The sequence below is a fragment of the Serratia sp. root2 genome (genome assembly GCF_031931805.1).
In the GTDB taxonomy this organism is placed as follows: domain Bacteria; phylum Pseudomonadota; class Gammaproteobacteria; order Enterobacterales; family Enterobacteriaceae; genus Serratia; species Serratia inhibens.
The window spans coordinates 1,724,814-1,742,660 of sequence record NZ_JAUJXB010000001.1; the positions used below are offsets into that span (position 1 = coordinate 1,724,814).

At 55.7% G+C, this 17,847-nt stretch carries 18 protein-coding genes; 7 read left to right on the plus strand and 11 right to left on the minus strand.

Features of this window, described 5'->3' with window-relative positions:
- Positions 1 to 106 precede the first annotated feature (106 nt).
- On the plus strand, positions 107 to 1,642 hold the full coding sequence (locus tag QZQ97_RS07750) for a serine hydrolase domain-containing protein (protein WP_311992976.1): 1,536 nt from the start codon (positions 107 to 109) through the stop codon (positions 1,640 to 1,642).
- A 9-nt stretch (positions 1,643 to 1,651) separates the two neighbouring features.
- Here the strand turns inward: QZQ97_RS07750 and QZQ97_RS07755 are convergent, their stop codons facing one another.
- Complete coding sequence (locus QZQ97_RS07755) at positions 1,652 to 2,182, minus strand: chorismate mutase (RefSeq protein ID WP_311992977.1); 531 nt, start codon at positions 2,180 to 2,182, stop codon at positions 1,652 to 1,654.
- A 126-nt stretch (positions 2,183 to 2,308) separates the two neighbouring features.
- Entirely contained in the window at positions 2,309 to 2,821 is a 513-nt protein-coding gene (locus QZQ97_RS07760) for an anti-virulence regulator CigR family protein (protein ID WP_311992978.1), read from the minus strand.
- Between the two features lie 469 nt (positions 2,822 to 3,290).
- On the opposite strand from QZQ97_RS07760, the gene QZQ97_RS07765 reads away from it, so the two are divergent.
- The gene (locus QZQ97_RS07765; protein WP_006324851.1) at positions 3,291 to 3,470 is read left to right on the plus strand and encodes a hypothetical protein; all 180 of its coding nucleotides are present in this window, start codon (positions 3,291 to 3,293) and stop codon (positions 3,468 to 3,470) included.
- Between the two features lie 53 nt (positions 3,471 to 3,523).
- Here QZQ97_RS07765 and QZQ97_RS07770 read toward each other — a convergent pair whose 3' ends face one another.
- The 6 genes from QZQ97_RS07770 to QZQ97_RS07795 form a co-directional block, all read right to left on the minus strand.
- The gene (locus QZQ97_RS07770; protein WP_311992979.1) at positions 3,524 to 4,405 is read right to left on the minus strand and encodes a nucleoside-specific channel-forming protein Tsx; all 882 of its coding nucleotides are present in this window, start codon (positions 4,403 to 4,405) and stop codon (positions 3,524 to 3,526) included.
- A gap of 400 nt (positions 4,406 to 4,805) precedes the next feature.
- Complete coding sequence (locus QZQ97_RS07775; protein ID WP_311992980.1) at positions 4,806 to 5,678, minus strand: glycosyl transferase; 873 nt, start codon at positions 5,676 to 5,678, stop codon at positions 4,806 to 4,808.
- 215 nt (positions 5,679 to 5,893) lie between these two features.
- Positions 5,894 to 6,166 carry a hypothetical protein gene (locus QZQ97_RS07780; RefSeq protein WP_212559478.1) on the minus strand — a complete coding sequence of 91 codons (273 nt, stop codon included), beginning with the start codon at positions 6,164 to 6,166 and terminating at the stop codon, positions 5,894 to 5,896.
- A gap of 72 nt (positions 6,167 to 6,238) precedes the next feature.
- Positions 6,239 to 7,132 (minus strand): aromatic amino acid DMT transporter YddG, encoded by an 894-nt coding sequence (gene yddG / locus QZQ97_RS07785; protein ID WP_311992981.1) that lies wholly within the window; start codon positions 7,130 to 7,132, stop codon positions 6,239 to 6,241.
- Positions 7,133 to 7,223: 91 nt separating this feature from the next.
- Positions 7,224 to 8,594 carry an APC family permease gene (locus QZQ97_RS07790; RefSeq protein WP_311992982.1) on the minus strand — a complete coding sequence of 457 codons (1,371 nt, stop codon included), beginning with the start codon at positions 8,592 to 8,594 and terminating at the stop codon, positions 7,224 to 7,226.
- Positions 8,595 to 8,911: 317 nt separating this feature from the next.
- Complete coding sequence (locus QZQ97_RS07795) at positions 8,912 to 10,330, minus strand: glutamine synthetase family protein (protein ID WP_311992983.1); 1,419 nt, start codon at positions 10,328 to 10,330, stop codon at positions 8,912 to 8,914.
- A 239-nt stretch (positions 10,331 to 10,569) separates the two neighbouring features.
- On the opposite strand from QZQ97_RS07795, the gene puuD reads away from it, so the two are divergent.
- The 4 genes from puuD to QZQ97_RS07815 are packed head-to-tail and all read left to right on the plus strand — an operon-like array spanning position 10,570 to position 14,689.
- Entirely contained in the window at positions 10,570 to 11,331 is a 762-nt protein-coding gene (gene puuD / locus QZQ97_RS07800) for a gamma-glutamyl-gamma-aminobutyrate hydrolase (protein ID WP_126482185.1), read from the plus strand.
- The gene (gene puuR / locus QZQ97_RS07805) at positions 11,328 to 11,885 is read left to right on the plus strand and encodes an HTH-type transcriptional regulator PuuR (protein WP_006320460.1); all 558 of its coding nucleotides are present in this window, start codon (positions 11,328 to 11,330) and stop codon (positions 11,883 to 11,885) included. The genes puuD and puuR overlap by 4 nt, the downstream gene beginning before the upstream one ends.
- A 15-nt stretch (positions 11,886 to 11,900) precedes the next feature.
- Positions 11,901 to 13,397, plus strand: a complete 1,497-nt coding sequence (puuC, locus tag QZQ97_RS07810; protein WP_311992984.1) for an aldehyde dehydrogenase PuuC — start codon at positions 11,901 to 11,903, stop codon at positions 13,395 to 13,397.
- 11 nt (positions 13,398 to 13,408) lie between these two features.
- The gene (locus tag QZQ97_RS07815; RefSeq protein WP_311992985.1) at positions 13,409 to 14,689 is read left to right on the plus strand and encodes an NAD(P)/FAD-dependent oxidoreductase; all 1,281 of its coding nucleotides are present in this window, start codon (positions 13,409 to 13,411) and stop codon (positions 14,687 to 14,689) included.
- Positions 14,690 to 14,728: 39 nt separating this feature from the next.
- Here the strand turns inward: QZQ97_RS07815 and QZQ97_RS07820 are convergent, their stop codons facing one another.
- Together QZQ97_RS07820 and QZQ97_RS07825 are read right to left on the minus strand one after the other, a co-directional pair.
- The gene (locus QZQ97_RS07820) at positions 14,729 to 15,484 is read right to left on the minus strand and encodes an SDR family NAD(P)-dependent oxidoreductase (protein WP_311992986.1); all 756 of its coding nucleotides are present in this window, start codon (positions 15,482 to 15,484) and stop codon (positions 14,729 to 14,731) included.
- 330 nt (positions 15,485 to 15,814) lie between these two features.
- Positions 15,815 to 16,243 (minus strand): universal stress protein, encoded by a 429-nt coding sequence (locus tag QZQ97_RS07825; RefSeq protein ID WP_311992987.1) that lies wholly within the window; start codon positions 16,241 to 16,243, stop codon positions 15,815 to 15,817.
- A gap of 268 nt (positions 16,244 to 16,511) precedes the next feature.
- Here QZQ97_RS07825 and QZQ97_RS07830 point away from each other — a divergent pair, with 268 nt between their 5' ends.
- Entirely contained in the window at positions 16,512 to 17,192 is a 681-nt protein-coding gene (locus QZQ97_RS07830; RefSeq protein WP_311992988.1) for a hydrolase, read from the plus strand.
- Between the two features lie 402 nt (positions 17,193 to 17,594).
- Here QZQ97_RS07830 and cspE read toward each other — a convergent pair whose 3' ends face one another.
- Positions 17,595 to 17,807, minus strand: a complete 213-nt coding sequence (gene cspE, locus QZQ97_RS07835; protein ID WP_004943356.1) for a transcription antiterminator/RNA stability regulator CspE — start codon at positions 17,805 to 17,807, stop codon at positions 17,595 to 17,597.
- Between the last annotated feature and the right edge of the window lie 40 nt (positions 17,808 to 17,847).

Below are 17,847 nucleotides of genomic sequence, written 5' to 3' on the forward strand. Positions count from 1 at the left end.
GTTGCCCGGCAATAAACCCCGTAAACCTTTCCCCGGCAACCTTGACTGCCAGGGGGCGGGTGTGCGGAGCAAGGCCCAAAATTGATCACCCACTCTGGAGGCTACCATGTCTGAAACCCCGTTAAACTGGCGTGCCGCACAGGCCGTTGCCGATCGTCTGTTGGCGAATTGGCGCTTCGATGGCGAACCCGGTGGGGCAATGACCCTGTTCGATGCCAGGCAGATACGGGCAACCGCCAGCGCCGGCCTGGCCGACCTGGCGCAAAATACCCCCTTTACCGCCGACAGCGTGGTGCGCTACGCCTCGATTACCAAGCACATCTTCGCCGCATTGGCGCTCAACGCCACCGATAACGCCCTCAGTCTGCACGATCGCCTCGGCGATTTGCTGCCTGATCTGCATGCCCCGTTGGCAGAGGTGACCGTCGGCCAGGCGTTGGACATGACCAGCGGATTGCCCGACGTGCGCGAAACACTGGGGCTGCTCGGTATCTCGGTACATACGCGCAGCGATGCACAACCGGTGATGCAGTTCCTGCAGGGGCTGCGCGGGCTAAATTATCCGTCCGGCAGCGAAGTGGCCTACACCAATACCGGATACCGGTTGGTTGAAGCGGCGCTAAAAGCCAAAGGTTATGACTTCGAACAACTGGTGCAACAGCATATTGCCAAGCCGCTGCAGGTTCAGTTGCGGGCGCCGGAAAGCTGGTTTGACGTGGTGCCCGGGCTGTCGCCCGGCTACTGGCGTTCCCCGCAGGGTTGGCAACTGGCCAGCGCCGGCCTGCACCTGTCCGCCTCCGGCAGCCTGGCCGGCAGCGCCAATGCCCTCACCCGCTGGCTGCAAACGCTGCTGGCTGATGAAGGCCCGGGCCACGGCGTGTTGGCGCAGCTTGGCGCCCCGCGGCGGCTCAATCAGGGCCAGCTCAGCGCTTACGGTCTGGGATTGGCGCATACCTCGCTCGGCTCGCATTCTTTACTGGGCCACGGCGGTTCGCATGCCGGTTACAAAAGCTATTTTCTGCTGACGCCCGATCGGCAGGCTGGGGTAGCGCTGGTGGCCAACCGCGAGGATTGCGACAGCTTTGGCATGGCGCTACAGGTGATGGCCGCCCTGCTCGACGAGGCACTGCCGCAGCGCAGCACCGCCATTCCCGACGGCATTTACGCCACGGTGGCAGAGCCTTACTGGCTGGAGGTGAAAGACGGTAACCTTAGCTATTTGGGGATCGGCGAACCGCTTTACCAGGCCGATGACGGCTATGCGGTGTCGCTTTCTGCCCATATGCCAATGCGGCTGAAATGGACCGGTGAAGCGGTTGAAGGCGAAGTGGGCCACGTGGCGCGCAGCTTCCTGCCGGTAACGCCCAACGGCGACTGTCTGAAACACATACAGGGTCTCTGGTATCATCCACAATACCGCACCGCCTTCGAGATTTGCGGCGATCGGGTGCACATCGGCGTGGGTCCGGCGGCGCAGACCGGCACTATCAGTTCGCTTGGCCACGGCCGCATGCTGGTAGAAAGTAGCGACGGCCCGTGGCTAAAGCGCTTTTGTCTGTATTTTCGCGGTTACAGCGTGGATCTGATAGCCAACCGCAGCCGGGTACTGACTTTTCAGCGCGGCAGCGCCAGCCACGATTAGCCACGCCGCTCACCCCATCTTGCCGGCCCTGACTGCCAGCAAGGCGGTGAACAACCGCTGCTTGTCGGCTTCGCTGAGATTAGCCTGACTGATGGTGCTGACAAAAGCGCTCCGTGCCTGTTCTGTCAATGGCCCGGCTTTTAATTGCTGCGCCAGCCGTTGCAGAATGCGGTTGCTTAGCTCGGCGATCTGAGGCCGCACGCTGTCCAGCGGGCGCGGTTGCCAACCGCTTTCCGGCGTCGCCAGCCAGTCTGCGCGATAGCGGTACTGAATCGCCTTGGCGGCATCCATCTGCGCCACGATAAACGGCCGCACCGAGAGCGGGTCCAACCCTAATCTGCCCGCCTCCGCCTCCGTACTGGCCAGCACCTTGGCTTCCTGGGCAAGATCCTCGATCGGCAAGTGCTGCCGAGCTTTGTAACCGGCGACGTCTTTCATATAAGCCAGACGCTGGTTGACCAATTCGCCCAGCGTCCCCCCGTCGCCTGCCAGCGCCGAAAAACTGGCCAGACAGCAGGCGAACAATAACGCTCTGAACATAACGCCTTCCTTTTTGTTTACCCAAATGAAAACAGAGTTCATCACAGTCGCCACCGCTCAGGCAACTCTCCATCGGAAAGAAAAAAGCCCCGCCGAAGCGAGGCTTTGAGTCGAAGACGCCGGGCGTCAGTCAAACACGCCGTTAATCACCGAAGCTACAATGGCGGTGCTCAATGCCACCAACACCAGATCGTTACCGGCAATACGCCATTCGTAACCCGGATAGGACGGCAGATCGCGCAGCATTGAAGAAGGCACCATTTTCTTGGCGATGCCTGGAGGCAGCGGTTTGCCGCGTGCCAGGTTCTTGGCGATGCCCGGCGGCAAAGAACGATAACCGGTCAGGCCGTAATTCAGCGCAAGCGAACGTACCCGATCGTGAGAGATATTGACCGACACCAGATCGCGTTCGTCACCTTTGGCTTTATGGCCCTTGTCTTTATTGCCTTTGACGTGGTCGCCGCTATTGCCTTTGCCGCTGTTGCCGTGACCATTACCGCCACCGTTGCCTTGACTATTACCGTGCCCACCGCCGTTGCCGTTGCCATTGCCGCCTTTATCGGCGAACACTGGCGCAGAAGACAGACCCAGCGAGACAATCAGCGCCAGTGCCGTGAGAGTTGTACGTTTTTTGTTCATGCTATGACTTCCTGCCTGGGGTATTACATTAACTATAGCGGTAATTCCCCCCATAAAGGATAAGGAAAACTCCGAGATTGTGAGCCATGAAAAGGCGACCGGACCGGCCAGAGCAAGGAGAGTGATGAAAGATTATTCCAGCGCAAAACTATTCGAAAAAACCGAACCTAGCGACAAGATTTTTCTTGCAGCAAAATAAGCCTTACAGTACCTTGAAAAGGTACTAAAAAGAGTTAGTCTGCTCTTTTTCGTCGCACCTCAAAATCTTATTTTATCGTCCAGAATGATAAACTGAATGCTTCCCGCCTCTCCGTGCGGGATTCTTTTTTTACTAAATTTGACGCCTGTCGCACCATCCTGGTGCTTTATGTTGAGATTTGGTAGCCAATACTTTAAATTCAGCGTCTGAGAAACCTTAACCTCCCGCGGTGGCCAGTTGGCAACGGGTGGGCGTTCAGGAGCAAAAGACATGCAAATGACCCTCATGGAATATATCACTCAGCACTTTAACGGCGATCTTCACCGCTACGCGCAATCCGAAGGCGTGAGCCGTGAACAAATCATCCATTGGATCGATAATGAATGCCACGTAATCAAAGGACGATTATTTATGCCGGTGAGACATTTACCTGGTGAACAAGCGCAGTGATAACAAAAAAACCCCGCCAAAGCGGGGTTTTCTGTTTCTGATACCACGGAAAATCAGAAGTTATAACCGGCCACGAGGTAATAAGCCCAGCCTGTAGATTTAATTGGGCCCTGCGGCGTACCAATCTCCGAGCCATCTTGCCACTGGCCGCCGTTATGGAAGTAACGGGCCACGAACGAGTAGTGCCAGTGATCGTAGTTCAGCGCCAGAATGTGGCTGGAAGCGATCGAATTGCTGGTGCGAACCTGTTTGCCGGTGCCGTCGGTCCAGTTGCTGTCTTTGCCCAGATCGGAACCGAAGTCAAAGTTGGTGAAACCGATGTAGCTCAGGTTTCCGCCCCACACTTGGGTCAAGGGCACAAAGTATTTCACCTTGAAGCGGTAACCATCCCAGCTGTTCTCATTGGCAGCCTGGTAGTTTTCCCACTGGTATTTGGCATAGATGTTCATCGACAGGCTCATCGGCAGGCCGGTATCGATGTCCGTACCCAGCCCCATGTACCAGGTATTCTGGCGGCCTTCGGTGTTATGACCCAGATCATAGATATAGTTGTTGGCGAAGTACCATTCTTTGAACGGCCCGAAGCTCAGATCCGTGCCGGTCAGCTTGTCGATGGAGAAGCGCGGTTCGATCTCCATAAACAGCGGTGAACCCTTGTCCCAGATGCCGCGGTCCGGCGTATTGCCGACACCGAAGAACTTGGGCACATCGACGTAGCCATAGAAATCGAACCAATCTTTTTTGGCGAAGGCTTCGTATTCAAGATACAGATCATTGTTCAACTGCGGCCCGAAACGGGTGTGGTAGCTGCCCACCACGTTAACGCTCTGATGCCACCAATCCGAGACGAATTGGCTGTCTTTGCTATCAGCCATTGATGATGCACTGTAAGACGCTGCGAGCAATACACCTGCTGCTAGAGCTATTTTTTTCATTTTTATTACCACATGCTTAAAGGGCCATTTCCTGCCCGTTAGAAAAGATGACAATGAGTCTGACGACACCTGGCGTTACCCCCGCTGACGATTTCTCGGGCGACGCGCGCATTATAGAAATCACCGAGTGTAATAATCTGTGATCCAGTTATGCATTTCGCGAATAGGTAATCGATTGCGTTCACATTTGTCAAATTATGTTTCATGCAAATTCACGTTCGATGTGATTTTTGTCATGCCCGGTGATTTATAAAGCAGTTTTTGTGCCAATTGTGTACAACACCCAAAACGAGTGCAGATGACATTTTTCGAGGTTAAAAAGCCGGAACGAATTGGCCGGCAGAGAGGAGGATGACAGGCAACATGAGAGCGTTAACGAAGGAAAGCGCTACTGACGGCGTTAACCGAACATATTGCCGAACATACGCTGCAGAAAGGGTTTTTTCTTGCGAGTAATGGTGTTGCCGTTATATTGCTTTTGCGATTGCTTGTTAAAGTGACCGAAAAGCTGTGGATTGCGGTACTGTTCCAGGGTGTAACCTGCCGCCAGCGCTTCGTGATAGTACTGTTCAAACAGTTCGCGCAGATCGTCACGGTAATGGCTGTAAATTTTGCCGTCGAACCAATGGCGACGGTTTTCAGATTGCAGGCGCGGCAACGAGAAACGGTGCGAGAACTGGCTGCCCATGTCTGAGTAATGCAATGCCTTCAACGCTTCCAGCGGCAAATCGTCACCGTCGAGATTGCTATATTCCGGTGCCAGGGATTCAACATATTCAGGGTGTTGTTCAAAGAACTGCTGCATCTTTTTATGGCCATGCCGGTCACGGTGCAATTCTTCGAGCGGCGGCAGAAAATGCGCCGCCGCTTCGCAATCCCACAGCATTTCACCCAACCGTAAATCCTTGCCGCTGCCCGATGCTAATATGGCTTTCCCCTCTTCCATCGGATGGTGCCAAATTTCTGCAATGTCGCTGAGATACAAGACATCGGCATCCGAATAGAATGCGCGCCCCTGAAAATTACAGAACGCAGGAATACCCCAGCGGAACGCCGAAAAAGGCGTAGCCCAGCATTCCGTATTCCAACCAACGCCTGCGCCGTTGGAGTGCCAGAAACTGGCGGGATCCCGTGAAAGCCTCATCCATTCGATATGGACGGGAATGGATGCGTGTTTACGCAGGCTATATTCCAGAACCATCATCTGTTCCAGATCGCAATCATTCGGATCACAGCCAATAAAAATACGGGCGGTATCTGCCGGTTGTGTCATAGTAATTCAGTCAACATCCCTATAAGCCACATCAATCCTGTAATATTAACAACGACTATCAGAATATTCTAATGGCAAATGGAAATCCTTATCATTCCCCTTAATGAAAAGGAATGATAAGTTGACACAATCGTTTGAATTTAAAAAATAAATCAAAAAAACAACCTGATGTATCCGTTCCTATTTTAAGATAAAGCAGAACGGATATTTACGCTTCAGCGTGCCCCCGGTACCGCTTTGGCAATATTTTCCTGACGGAAAACCACTTCCTGCCCCGGTGCCACCTCCCACTCTTTGGGTGGGATATCCACCTTCGGCGCAGCGGCAACTACCGAGCCGAAAATCAACTTGCCTTCCCGGCGCAGAATGCCGACATCAAGCTGGTATTCATGGCGCAAGTTAGCGGTGGTCAGGCGCACTGTATCACCGCGCATATAGTTTTCATCGTCAATCACTGGCTGCTGAATGAATTGGATATCGTCTCTCATTTTTATGTTCCTTCAGGTACTGTCGCTAGTTAAATTCTAGCCCACTATCCCAGGGTCGACTGATAATTTCCGTTACTTTCCACGGGTTGCCCGCCAGCAGATCAGCGAACCGAGGGTGACCATCACCACGCCCTGCCAGAAACTGACCGTCAGCGTAGTATCGAGCACCAGCGCGGCAAAGACCGCCGACAGCACCGGCGTAAAATAGGATACCGTCGCCAGCAGCGTCATGTTGCCGTGCAAAATGCCGACATTCCACGCCGCATAACCGGCCCCCATCGCCATACCGGCACACAGCAGCGTCAGGCTCACCGGCCAGGTAAACTGCATGCCGCTTTCGTCGCTGAAGGCATATTTCAGCCACAGCGCCACGGCGGTCAGCGTAATAAACAGCACCACCCCGTTGCTGCCCTGCGCAATTTTTTTGGTCAGGTTGCAATACAGCGCCCAAATCACTGCGCCGCCAAAAGCCAGCGAATAACTCAGCGGGTTACTGCGCACATTCTCCAGCATCTGCGCCGGCGACCATCCGCCCTCACCGCTCATGATCCAGCCAATGCCGAACAGCGACAACAACAGCCCGGGCAGCAGCCACCATTTGGCTTTTTGCCCGTTGAACACCAGCGCCATCAACACGGTAAAACAGGGCCAGAGATAGTTGATCATCCCCACTTCTATCGCCTGCAACCGGGTATTGGCATAGCCCAGCGACAGCGACAGGCAGATCTCATAGCTGACAAACAGCAGGCTGCCGAGGATCAGATAAAGACGCGGAAAATGACGCAGATTCGGCAGGCGGAGCACCAGCAACAAAAACAGTGCACTGACGCTGTAGATCATCGCGGCACCACCGATCGGCCCCAACCCTTCGCTAACGCTGCGTATCAGGCCAACGACGCTGCTCCACAGCAGGATCGCCAACAAACCGAGCAGCGTGGCTTTGTATGGGGTGGGTAAAGAAAACATGAAAGCCATCCAATGGGTTATTTTTTATCGGAATTTTCACTCTACTGCCGGACGGCAGAAAAAGAAAGGCGGGAAAACCCGCCTGATTTCGTTATTGCTGCGGCTGCCGCTCAAACTGCGGCGGTGGCTGACGGAAACGCCGGGTGAGGTACACCAGATAAGCAAAACCGAGTGCCGCCCAGATCAACCCCATGGTCAGAGAGCTTTTTTCCAGGTTCAACCACAGCACCGCCACCGTCAACGCACCAATCAGCGGCAGTATCAGGTAGTGGAAGCGGTCCTTCCAGCTCTTGTTGCGCCTCTCGCGAATAAAGAAATGGCTGATGACCGACAAGTTAACGAAGGTGAAGGCCACCAGCGCACCGAAGTTGATCAGCGCCGTGGCGGTGACCAGATCAAAAGACAGCGCGGACAGCGCCACCAGCCCAACCATCAGCACGTTCAATGCCGGCGTGCGCCATTTAGGGTGAATATAGCCGAAGAATTTTTCCGGGAACACGTTATCGCGCCCCATCACGTACAGCAGCCGTGAAACGCTGGCGTGCGACGCCAGGCCGGAGGCCAGCGTATTGATAAAGGTAGTGCAGAGGAAGATGGCCTGGAACAGCTTGCCGCCCACGTACAGCGCGATTTCCGGCAGCGCCGCATCCGGCTGATGAAAACGCTGAATGGAAGGGAAAAACAGCTGGATAAAGAACGACACGCTGATAAAGATCACCCCGCCGTACAGCGCGGTAAGGAAGATTGCACGCGGGATCACCTTGGCGGCATTGGGCGTTTCTTCACACAGGGTGGTGACCGCATCAAAACCGAGGAACGAGAAGCACAGGATGGTAGCGCCGGTGATAATCGGCAACAAATGCGCGTTCTCACTGATGAACGGCTGCAAACTCCATACCGTTCCTACCCCTTCGCCGTTGCGCAGGCCGTGCACCACCAGGTAGATAAACACCAGAATAATCGCCACCTGGGCCAGTACGAACAACGTATTGAAGTTCGCCACCAGATTGACGCTTTTCAGGTTAATCGCCGTCATGATGATCACGAACCCCACCACCCAAATCCAGGGCGGCACCTCGGGGAACAGCGCGGTCAGGTAAATTTTCGCCAACAGCGTGTTGATCATCGGCAGGAACAGGTAATCCAGCAGCGAGGACCAGCCGACCAGAAAGCCGACGTGCGGGTTAATCGCTTTCTGCGCATAGGTGTAAGCAGAGCCGGCGGTCGGGAACTGGCGTACCAGCTTGCCGTAGCTGATGGCGGTAAACAGCACTCCGGCCAGCGCAAACAGGTAGGAAGAAGGCACATGGCCGTCGGTGACGCCGGACACGATGCCGAAAGTATCGAATACCGTCATCGGCGTCAGATACGCCAGGCCCATCATCACCACCTGCCACAGCTTGAGGGTCTTGCGCAGTTGCGGCTTGGCCGCCGGATTACAGTCGGTAGCATTAATCGTCATAGCGCTTCCCCTCGTTGTCCTCTGCTGGTAACCGTTTGGCGTCATTCAGAGAGGCCGCGGGGAAACTGCTGCTCGGACGGCGGGAAAAGCGATATGAAGGTAAACGAACTCGGCCAGCGAATGGCCCGTATTCACTGCGGCACAGGCAGACGCCCGCGCTGACTGACGGAAGGGTAATGGCTGTCATGGTTATTTCCTCGCCGGCGTCCTGTACGCCCAGATGGAAGAAATGCGGTACCGCAGCGCGCAGCTTCGCAGGCCACAGGATAGCCGGCGCAATGCGCCAGACGCGCGCGGTAGGTTCGGATTGAGCGGGATCAGGCGTTTTTCAGCATCCACTCGATTTCGGTCTCGGTGATCAGGCGCTCGAACTGCACCATTTCATCCGTTTTACAGGCCAGGTAAACATGGCTGAACCTTTCGCCGAGCAGCGCATTCAGCACCGGCTGGTGTTCGAATTCGTACAGCGCATCGCTCTGGCGGATCGGGAACGCCAGTCCCTCCTGCTCCAATCCGTTGCCGGTCACCGGCTCTTGCAGCGGCAGCGGCGTTTCCAGCCCGTAAACCATACCCGCCAGAATGGTCGCCATCACCAGATAAGGGTTGGCATCGGCGCCGGCCACGCGGTACTCCACGCGGTGGCTATCGCGGTCGCCGCAGGGGATGCGCAGCGCCACGGTGCGGTTGTTATGGCCCCAGGAAGCCTGGGTCGGCACGTACATGCCCGGCTGGAAGCGGCGATAGGCATTAACGTTCGGTGCCAGCAGCGCAATAGAAGAAGGCATCAGGGCAATCATCCCCGCCAGCGCCTGCTTCAGCAACGCGGAGTCCTCGCCGTCGTCATCGGCGAATACGTTGTTACCCTGTTTGTCGAGCATGCTGATGTGCACGTGCATGCCGCTGCCGGCGTGTTCTTCATACGGCTTGGCCATAAAGGTCGCGTGCATATTGTGATTTTCCGCCACCATGCGGATCAGGCGCTTCAGAGCCAATGCGTGGTCGCAGGCTTGCAGAACGTTATCGGTATGATGCAGGTTTACCTCAAACTGGCCCGGTGAGGCTTCCGCCACCGCGCCGTCCGCCGGGATGCCCTGCAAACGCGCCAGCTCGTCGATGTCGCTCAGCACGTCGGCGAAGTGATTAAGGTTGTCGACGGAATACACCTGGCTTTGGGTATTGCGCTCCTGAGTGCCTGGCGCACACGGCGGCTGAAGATAGCCTTCCGAGTCGCGCTGACGATCGATGAGATAGAACTCCAACTCTACCGCTACTACGGGGGAAAGCCCGCGCTGACGCAAACGCTGCCACACTCGGTTCAGCACATTACGCGGTTCAACGTCAAAGGGAGTACCATCTTCATCCAGCATGGTGAGTAATACCTGGCCGATATATTGCGGGTCCGCCGCAGACGGCGTCAGCGTGCCCGGCACCGGGACACAGATATGATCCGGCTCACCCAGTTCCTGCCCCAGCCCGGCTTCTTCTACTACGTTGCCGAGAATATCCATCGCAAACACCGACGCCGGGAAGTAGCAGCCCTTCTCCAGCTTGCTCAGGCCACTGACAGGTATGCGTTTGCCGCGGAAGCTGCCGTTGAGATCGGTCAGCAGAACGTCAACGTGCTGAGTCAATGGATAACGTTCCAGGTATTTCTTCACTTCACGCTGGAACGCGCTACTTCGCCTTTCTTCGTTGTGCTGAACAAAGTTTTCCACTTCTACTAAGTTGGTCTGCATGATTCACCCGCCATTTATGTTTTTGTCTGTGGTTCCCACACCTATTGACGTCGATATTTTTTGACCATCGCGTTCAATATAATGCCCACCAATGAAACATAGTTGCAACAAAATTGTTTTGCAAGTGTTAATTTGAGTTTGAATATTGCCCATTTGACTGCTAGATTTATAAAATATTGAACGAAAACGGCACTGGAGAAGCTTATCGTTCATAATTTCGAACAACCCAAGGGGATAGCATGGGCAATATATTTAACAGACCGATGGTCGGCGTAGTGATGTGCAGGTATAGGTTAAACGAGCATCTCACTCAGACCTTGCAAGAAAAGTACCTGAATGCAGTGATCACCGCCGGAGGGCTGCCGATCGCCCTGCCGCACGCGCTGGCGGAGCCCACACTGCTGGAAGAATTGCTGCCGCACCTCGATGGCATTTTGCTGCCCGGCAGCCCCAGTAACGTGCAGCCGCACCTTTATGGTGAAAACGGCGATGAGCCTGACGCCGATCCCGGGCGAGATGAATTGAGCCTGGCGCTGATCCGTCACGCGCTCGACAGGCGCATTCCCCTTTTCGCCATTTGCCGCGGCATGCAGGAAATGGTGGTTGCCACCCAAGGCACTTTGCATCGTCGATTGTTTGAACTGCCCGAACTGCTCGAACACCGTGAAGATCACGACCTGCCGCTGGATCAACAATACGCCCCCGCCCACGAAGTCATCGTTCAGGAAGGCGGGCTGCTCTCGCAACTGATACCGGATTGCAACAGATTCTGGGTTAACTCACTGCACGGGCAAGGGTCAAAAACCCTCGGCCCCAACGTCCGCATCGAAGCCCACGCCGCCGATGGGCTGGTGGAAGCGATCAGCCTGCGTGACCAGCCCTTCGCGCTGGGCGTGCAATGGCATCCGGAATGGAACAGTGAGGAGTATGCCCTGTCGCGCCTGTTGTTCGACGGCTTCATTACCGCTTGCCGGCACTACCAAAAGGAAAAACGCCTATGAGCGATGTCAGCTTGGCACCGGGAAAACGTCTGTCGCAGATCCGCCAGCAATTAGGGTTGTCACAGCGCCGCGCCGCCGAACTGTCTGGATTAACCCACAGCGCCATCAGCACTATCGAGCAGGACAAGGTCAGCCCGGCCATCAGCACGCTGCAAAAACTGCTGACGGTGTATGGGCTGTCACTGTCGGCGTTTTTCGCCGAGCCGGAAAAGCCGGATGAGACGCGGATTGTCATCGATCATGAAGATCTGATCGAGATTGGCAGCCAGGGGGTGTCGATGAAGCTGATTCACAACGGCGACCCCAACCGCACGCTGGCGATGATGATCGAAACCTACGAACCGGGTACCACCACCGGCGAACGCATCAAACATCAGGGGGAAGAGATAGGCACCCTGCTGGAAGGCGAAGTGCTGCTGCAGGTCAACGGGCAGAACTATCACCTGTTGGCCGGCCAGAGCTACGCCATCAACACCGGCATTCCCCACAGTTTCAGCAACACGTCGGCGCGGATTTGCCGGATTATCAGCGCCCACACGCCGACGACATTCTGATCAACGGAGCAAGGCATGGACTTCCATCACCTGCAGTATTGGCAACACCGGGCGCAAGCCCTGAATATTGAGAACCGACTGTTTATTAATGGCCGCTATCAACAGGCCGTACAAGGCGAAACCTTCGCCGTGGAGGATCCTGCCGCTCAGCGCGAATTGACGCAGGTGGCGCGGGGGAGCAGCGCCGATATCGATCTGGCGGTCAGCGCGGCGCGCGAGGTGTTTGAGCGCGGCGACTGGTCACGGGCCGCACCGGCGCAACGCAAGGCTACCTTGCTGCAGCTGGCGGCATTGATGGAGCAGCACCAAGAGGAGCTGGCACTGCTGGAAACGCTGGATACCGGCAAGCCGATCCTCCACAGCCTGCGCGACGACGTGCCCGGCGCTATCCGCTGTCTGCGCTGGTACGCCGAAGCTGTCGACAAGGTCTACGGCGAAATCGCCCCCACCGGCGGCGACGCACTGGCGTTGATCGAACACGAGCCGATCGGGGTGGTGGGCGCTATCGTACCCTGGAACTTCCCGTTGCTGCTGGCCTGCTGGAAACTCGGCCCGGCGTTGGCCACGGGCAACAGCGTGATCCTCAAACCTTCGGAGAAATCCCCGCTGAGCGCGATCTATCTGGGCAAGCTGGCGCAACAGGCCGGGTTGCCGGACGGCGTGCTGAACATCATCCCCGGTTACGGCCAGGATGCGGGCAAGGCGCTGGCGCTGCATAACGACGTCGACGCCCTCACCTTCACCGGCTCCACCCTGGTCGCCAAACAGCTGATGATCTACGCCGGTCAATCCAATATGAAACGCGTGTGGCTGGAAGCCGGCGGCAAAAGCGCCAATATCATTTTTGCCGACTGCCCGGATCTGGACAAAGCGGCGCAGGGCGCGGCGGCGGGTATCTTCTACAATCAAGGGCAAGTGTGCATCGCCGGTACCCGGCTGCTGGTGGAAGAGAGCATTCAGCAGGAATTCTTGCAAGCCCTGCGCAAGCATGCGGCAACCTTCATGCCGGGGGATCCGCTCGATCCGACCACGGTGATGGGCACGATGATCGATCAGGCCCACTGCGAAAAAGTGGCCGATTATATCGAGCAAGGATTGAGCCAGGGCGCAGCGCTGTTCCTTGACGGGCGCGAGCACGCGCGTAGCGGCCATGCCGGTTACCTCGGCCCGACCATTCTCACCCAGGTGGATAACACCATGAGCGTGGCGCGCGATGAGATTTTCGGTCCGGTTCTGGCGGTAACGTCGTTTAACGGCGAACAGCAGGCATTGCAGTTGGCCAACGACAGCGAGTATGGCCTGGGTGCCGCCGTCTGGACTCGCGACCTGTCCCGCGCCCACCGCATGGCTCGACAGTTAAAAGCCGGTTCGGTTTTCGTCAATAACTACAACGACGGAGACATGACCGTGCCGTTCGGCGGCTACAAGCAAAGCGGCAACGGTCGCGACAAATCGCTGCATGCGCTGGATAAATTCACCGAACTGAAAACCACCTGGATTTCGCTGGAATAAGGGCACCCATCATGACTGAACACGTAAAAAGCTACTATGCGGCTTCGGCCAACAGCCATCAGCCCTACCCGCAACTGAATGAATCTATTGAATGCGACGTTTGCATCGTCGGCGGCGGCTACACAGGTCTGTCTTCTGCGCTGTTCCTGGTAGAGGCCGGCTACAACGTGGTGGTGCTGGAATCCGCCCGCATCGGCTTCGGCGCCAGCGGCCGTAACGGCGGCCAGTTGGTGAATTCCTACAGCCGCGACATTGACGTCATCGAAGAACGCTATGGTGCTGAAAGCGCCCGGGTGCTCGGCAGCATGATGTTCGAAGGCGCAGAGATCATTCGCAGCCGTATCAAGCGATACGCCATCGAATGCGACTATCGCCCCGGCGGTATCTTCGCCGCGTTGAACAACCGGCAATATCATGCGCTGATCGAGCAGAAGCAGAATTGGGAACGCTACGGCAATACCCAGTTGGAACTGCTGGACGCCGAGCGCATCCGTGAGGAAGTGAACAGCGAACGCTACGTCGGCGCACTGCTGGATCACAGCGGCGGCCATATTCATCCGCTGAATCTGGCGCTCGGCGAAGCCGAGGCTATTCGCCTGCAGGGCGGGCGCATCTTCGAGCAGTCGGCGGTGACCCAGATCCGCCACGGCGAACCCGCGCTGGTCAGCACCGCAGGCGGCCAGGTGAAGGCCCGCTATGTGATTGTGGCCGGTAATGCTTATCTGGGCGATAAGCTGGAGCCCAGGTTGGCGAAACGCAGCATGCCGTGCGGCACGCAGGTGGTGGCTACCGAACCGCTGGCGCCGGAAGTAGCGCAGTCGCTCATCCCGCAGAATTACTGCGTGGAAGACTGCAACTATCTGCTGGATTATTACCGCATTACCGGCGATAACCGCCTGCTGTACGGCGGCGGCGTGGTGTATGGCGCGCGCGATCCGGACGATATCGATAATCTTATCCGGCCAAAACTGTTGAAAACCTTCCCGCAGTTGAAAGGCGTACGCATCGACTACCGCTGGACCGGCAACTTCCTGCTCACGCTGTCGCGCATGCCGCAATTCGGTCGGCTGGAGAATAATGTGTATTACATGCAGGGCTACAGCGGCCACGGCGTGACCTGTACCCACCTGGCGGGCAAGCTGATTGCCGAACTGATGCGCGGCGATGCGGAACGTTTCGATGCCTTTGCCAAGCTGCCGCATCTGCCGTTCTTCGGTGGCCGCAACCTGCAAATCCCGTTCACCGCAATTGGCGCAGCCTACTATACGCTGCGGGATCGGATTGGGGTGTGATACCGAGAGGCCCGGCGTGCCGGGCCTCCGTACTCATGGTTATACGATCTTCGGTTGACCGTCTGATGCGGTCGCGCCGCCGTCAACCGGGATGTTGGCGCCGTTGATAAAGCTGGCGTCGTCGCTGGCCAAAAACGCCATCACCGCCGCCACTTCTTCCGGCTCTGCCGCACGCCCCAACGCAATACGCTCGTTGAACTTGTCGCGGATTTCCTGCGGCCAGCCATTGGTCATATTGGTTTTCACCAGGCTCGGGCACACCGAGTTCACGCGTACGCCGTCACCGCCGTGATCCAGCGCCATGGCGCGCGTCAGGTTGACCACCGCCCCTTTCGCCGCGCAGTAATAAGCCGCCCCCCAGTCGCCGCCCAGGCCGGATACCGAGGCGGTGTTAACGATACAGCCCTTGGTTTTCAGCAGATGGGGCATCGCGAATTTTGAGCAGAACACCACGCCATCGATATCCACCCCGGCGATGCGCCGCCAGTCGGCTACGCTGGTTTCCAGCACTGTACCCGCCACGTGCACACCGGCATTGTTCAGCAGCACGTCGATACGGCCCAACTTCGCCGCCACCTCGTTCATCATTTTTTCAACTGCGACCGGGTCGGAAACGTCGATGTGCACCGCCATCGCCCTGCCTTTCGGCAGCGAAGCGGCAACGGTATCTACCGCGTCCTTCGCCCAATCCGCCAGCACCACCACGGCCCCCTCGGCGGAAAATCGGCGTGCCGCCGCTTCCCCCATCCCGTTGCCTGCTCCGGTGATCACTACCACTTTATTGTCGAAACGCATGAGACCTCCTCCATGTGAATATATTTCTATAAATCATACAAATCCTGCTGAGATCCGAGGATAAAACTCATGGAGGGCAAGGGCCAGTCAAAACGTGCGTTTTATTAATCATAAAGAGGTATCACCTGGCAATTCAGCACATAAGGCCAGGCATTATCAGAATTAAGCCAATGCTTTGATAGCAATGATAAAATTAAGAGGGGAGACTATTTCAATGAGGGATTATCAGTAATCTATAAGTTCAATAGCGTCCCTATACCGCCGTTCGTTGGATAAGCGGCAGTAATAGGACATCATCGCCGCTTCGTTTAGCGGCGGCGATGAACAGGCTTATTTCTTGTCGATTGGGATCACCAACAGATCAACCTGCAGGTGATTGATGGCCTGTCGCGCCGATGACATTAGCCGGCTCCAGATATCCTGGTGATGACCAAAAATCACCAAATCAATGCCCTTCTCCTTCACCGCCCTGTTCAGCTCTTGCGTCAGTTCGCCACGGCCGATAATCACCTCCTCGACCGGATAGGATGACTGGCCCTTGATTGCATTCAGCATATTTTTCACGCGTTCCGAAAAAGTAGCATCGGTGTAGTTGTATTCACCCACGCCCAGTTCGGCGTAATAGCCGGTACGGTGGATATCGATATAGATCAGGGATAACCTGGCATTGAGAGCGCCGGCCAGTTTGGCGCCTTTACCGAGCAGAAACTCCGCGTCTTCGCTGAGATCGGTTGCGACAACGATATGTTGATAAGCCATGATGCTGCCCTCCACATTGCGCTGATGAACACAAATGGCGCCCCCGACAGGGGCTTTTCACGTGCTTCTTATACAGTTCAAGTTTAGTTCAGCGGTGAAATTATCGCCTGCACGTTGCCTTTATCGTTCTTTTTATAGAACGATGAATCCTGAGTTACCTCTCTAGCGGAATTTTCCCCTGGCCCTACACTGTTCGTAAGCACTGAGATTACATCTTGGTTAGGAAAAATTAATTGTTATCAACCCCCCGATTACAGAGGAAAACAAGATGAGCGCCCCAGCAAACTTTAATGGTCAGCGTCCTGTTATTGATGCCAATGACGCGGTCATGCTGTTGATTGACCACCAGAGTGGCCTGTTCCAAACCGTTGGCGATATGCCCATGACCGAACTGCGCGCTCGCGCCGGCGCACTGGCCAGTATCGCTACTCTGAGTAAGTTGCCGGTAATTACCACAGCGTCAGTACCTCAAGGCCCTAACGGCCCTTTGATCCCTGAGATCCACCAAAATGCACCTCACGCACAATATGTTGCGCGCAAAGGCGAGATCAACGCCTGGGATAACCCGGACTTTGTTGCGGCCGTTAAAGCTACCGGGCGCAAAACCCTGATTATCGCCGGCACCATTACCAGCGTTTGCATGGCCTTCCCGTCGATCAGCGCCGTTGCCGAAGGCTATAAGGTATTTGCCGTCATCGACGCTTCAGGCACCTATTCTAAAATGGCGCAGGAGATCACTCTGGCACGCGTGGTTCAGGCCGGTGTCGTGCCTATCGATACCGCTGGCGTGGCCTCTGAACTGCAGGGTAGCTGGAACCGCGAGGATGCACAGCAATGGGCCGAGGTTTACACCAAAATCTTCCCGGCGTATCAACTCTTGATTGAAAATTACGTTAAAGCCCAGGACGTGGTGAAAAATAATGAAGTGCTGGATTCCCAGCGCGGGTAACGGTCATGTTATGGCTGGCCCGCTTCACATTGGGCCAGCCTGTTCGCCGGGGCGATAAGCATAAAAAAACCCCGGCGTTTAGCCAGGGTCATCAATGTTTGCCGGTTACTTTCCCGGCTGTCATGTTATGGCGTAAGCGTCCATCGAACACTCCAACGTTACGCAGCCTAAGCACAACTTTTTCACAACAGAAAAAAAGACTGAATCAGTGTCGTTATTAAAGTGGCGACGCCAATCTGTTTTTCTGTTGAGAATATTTATCGCAACTAAAAATAGAGCGAAATATTCAGGTTTAGATAAACCCCGGGTAATCCCGGAGTTTATTCGGGCAACGCTTTTATTTCTCATCCGCTCCGGCTTAAGCCATCATCGCTATCGCAAGAAATAAAACATTACCTTAAATCATAAAACGACTACGTTGCCTGCTGAAGGGCCTTTTGCACCACTTTCGATGGTGAACTCAACGCGCTGACCTTCATCAAGAGTTTTGAAATCATTGCTCTGAATGGCAGAGAAGTGCACGAACACGTCTTTGCTGCCGTCTGCCGGAGAGATAAAACCAAAACCTTTACCCGCATCAAACCATTTTACCAAACCAGTCATTTTAGTAGACATAGATATTTCCTTTATATTTTGAGACGCCATACGGCGATAG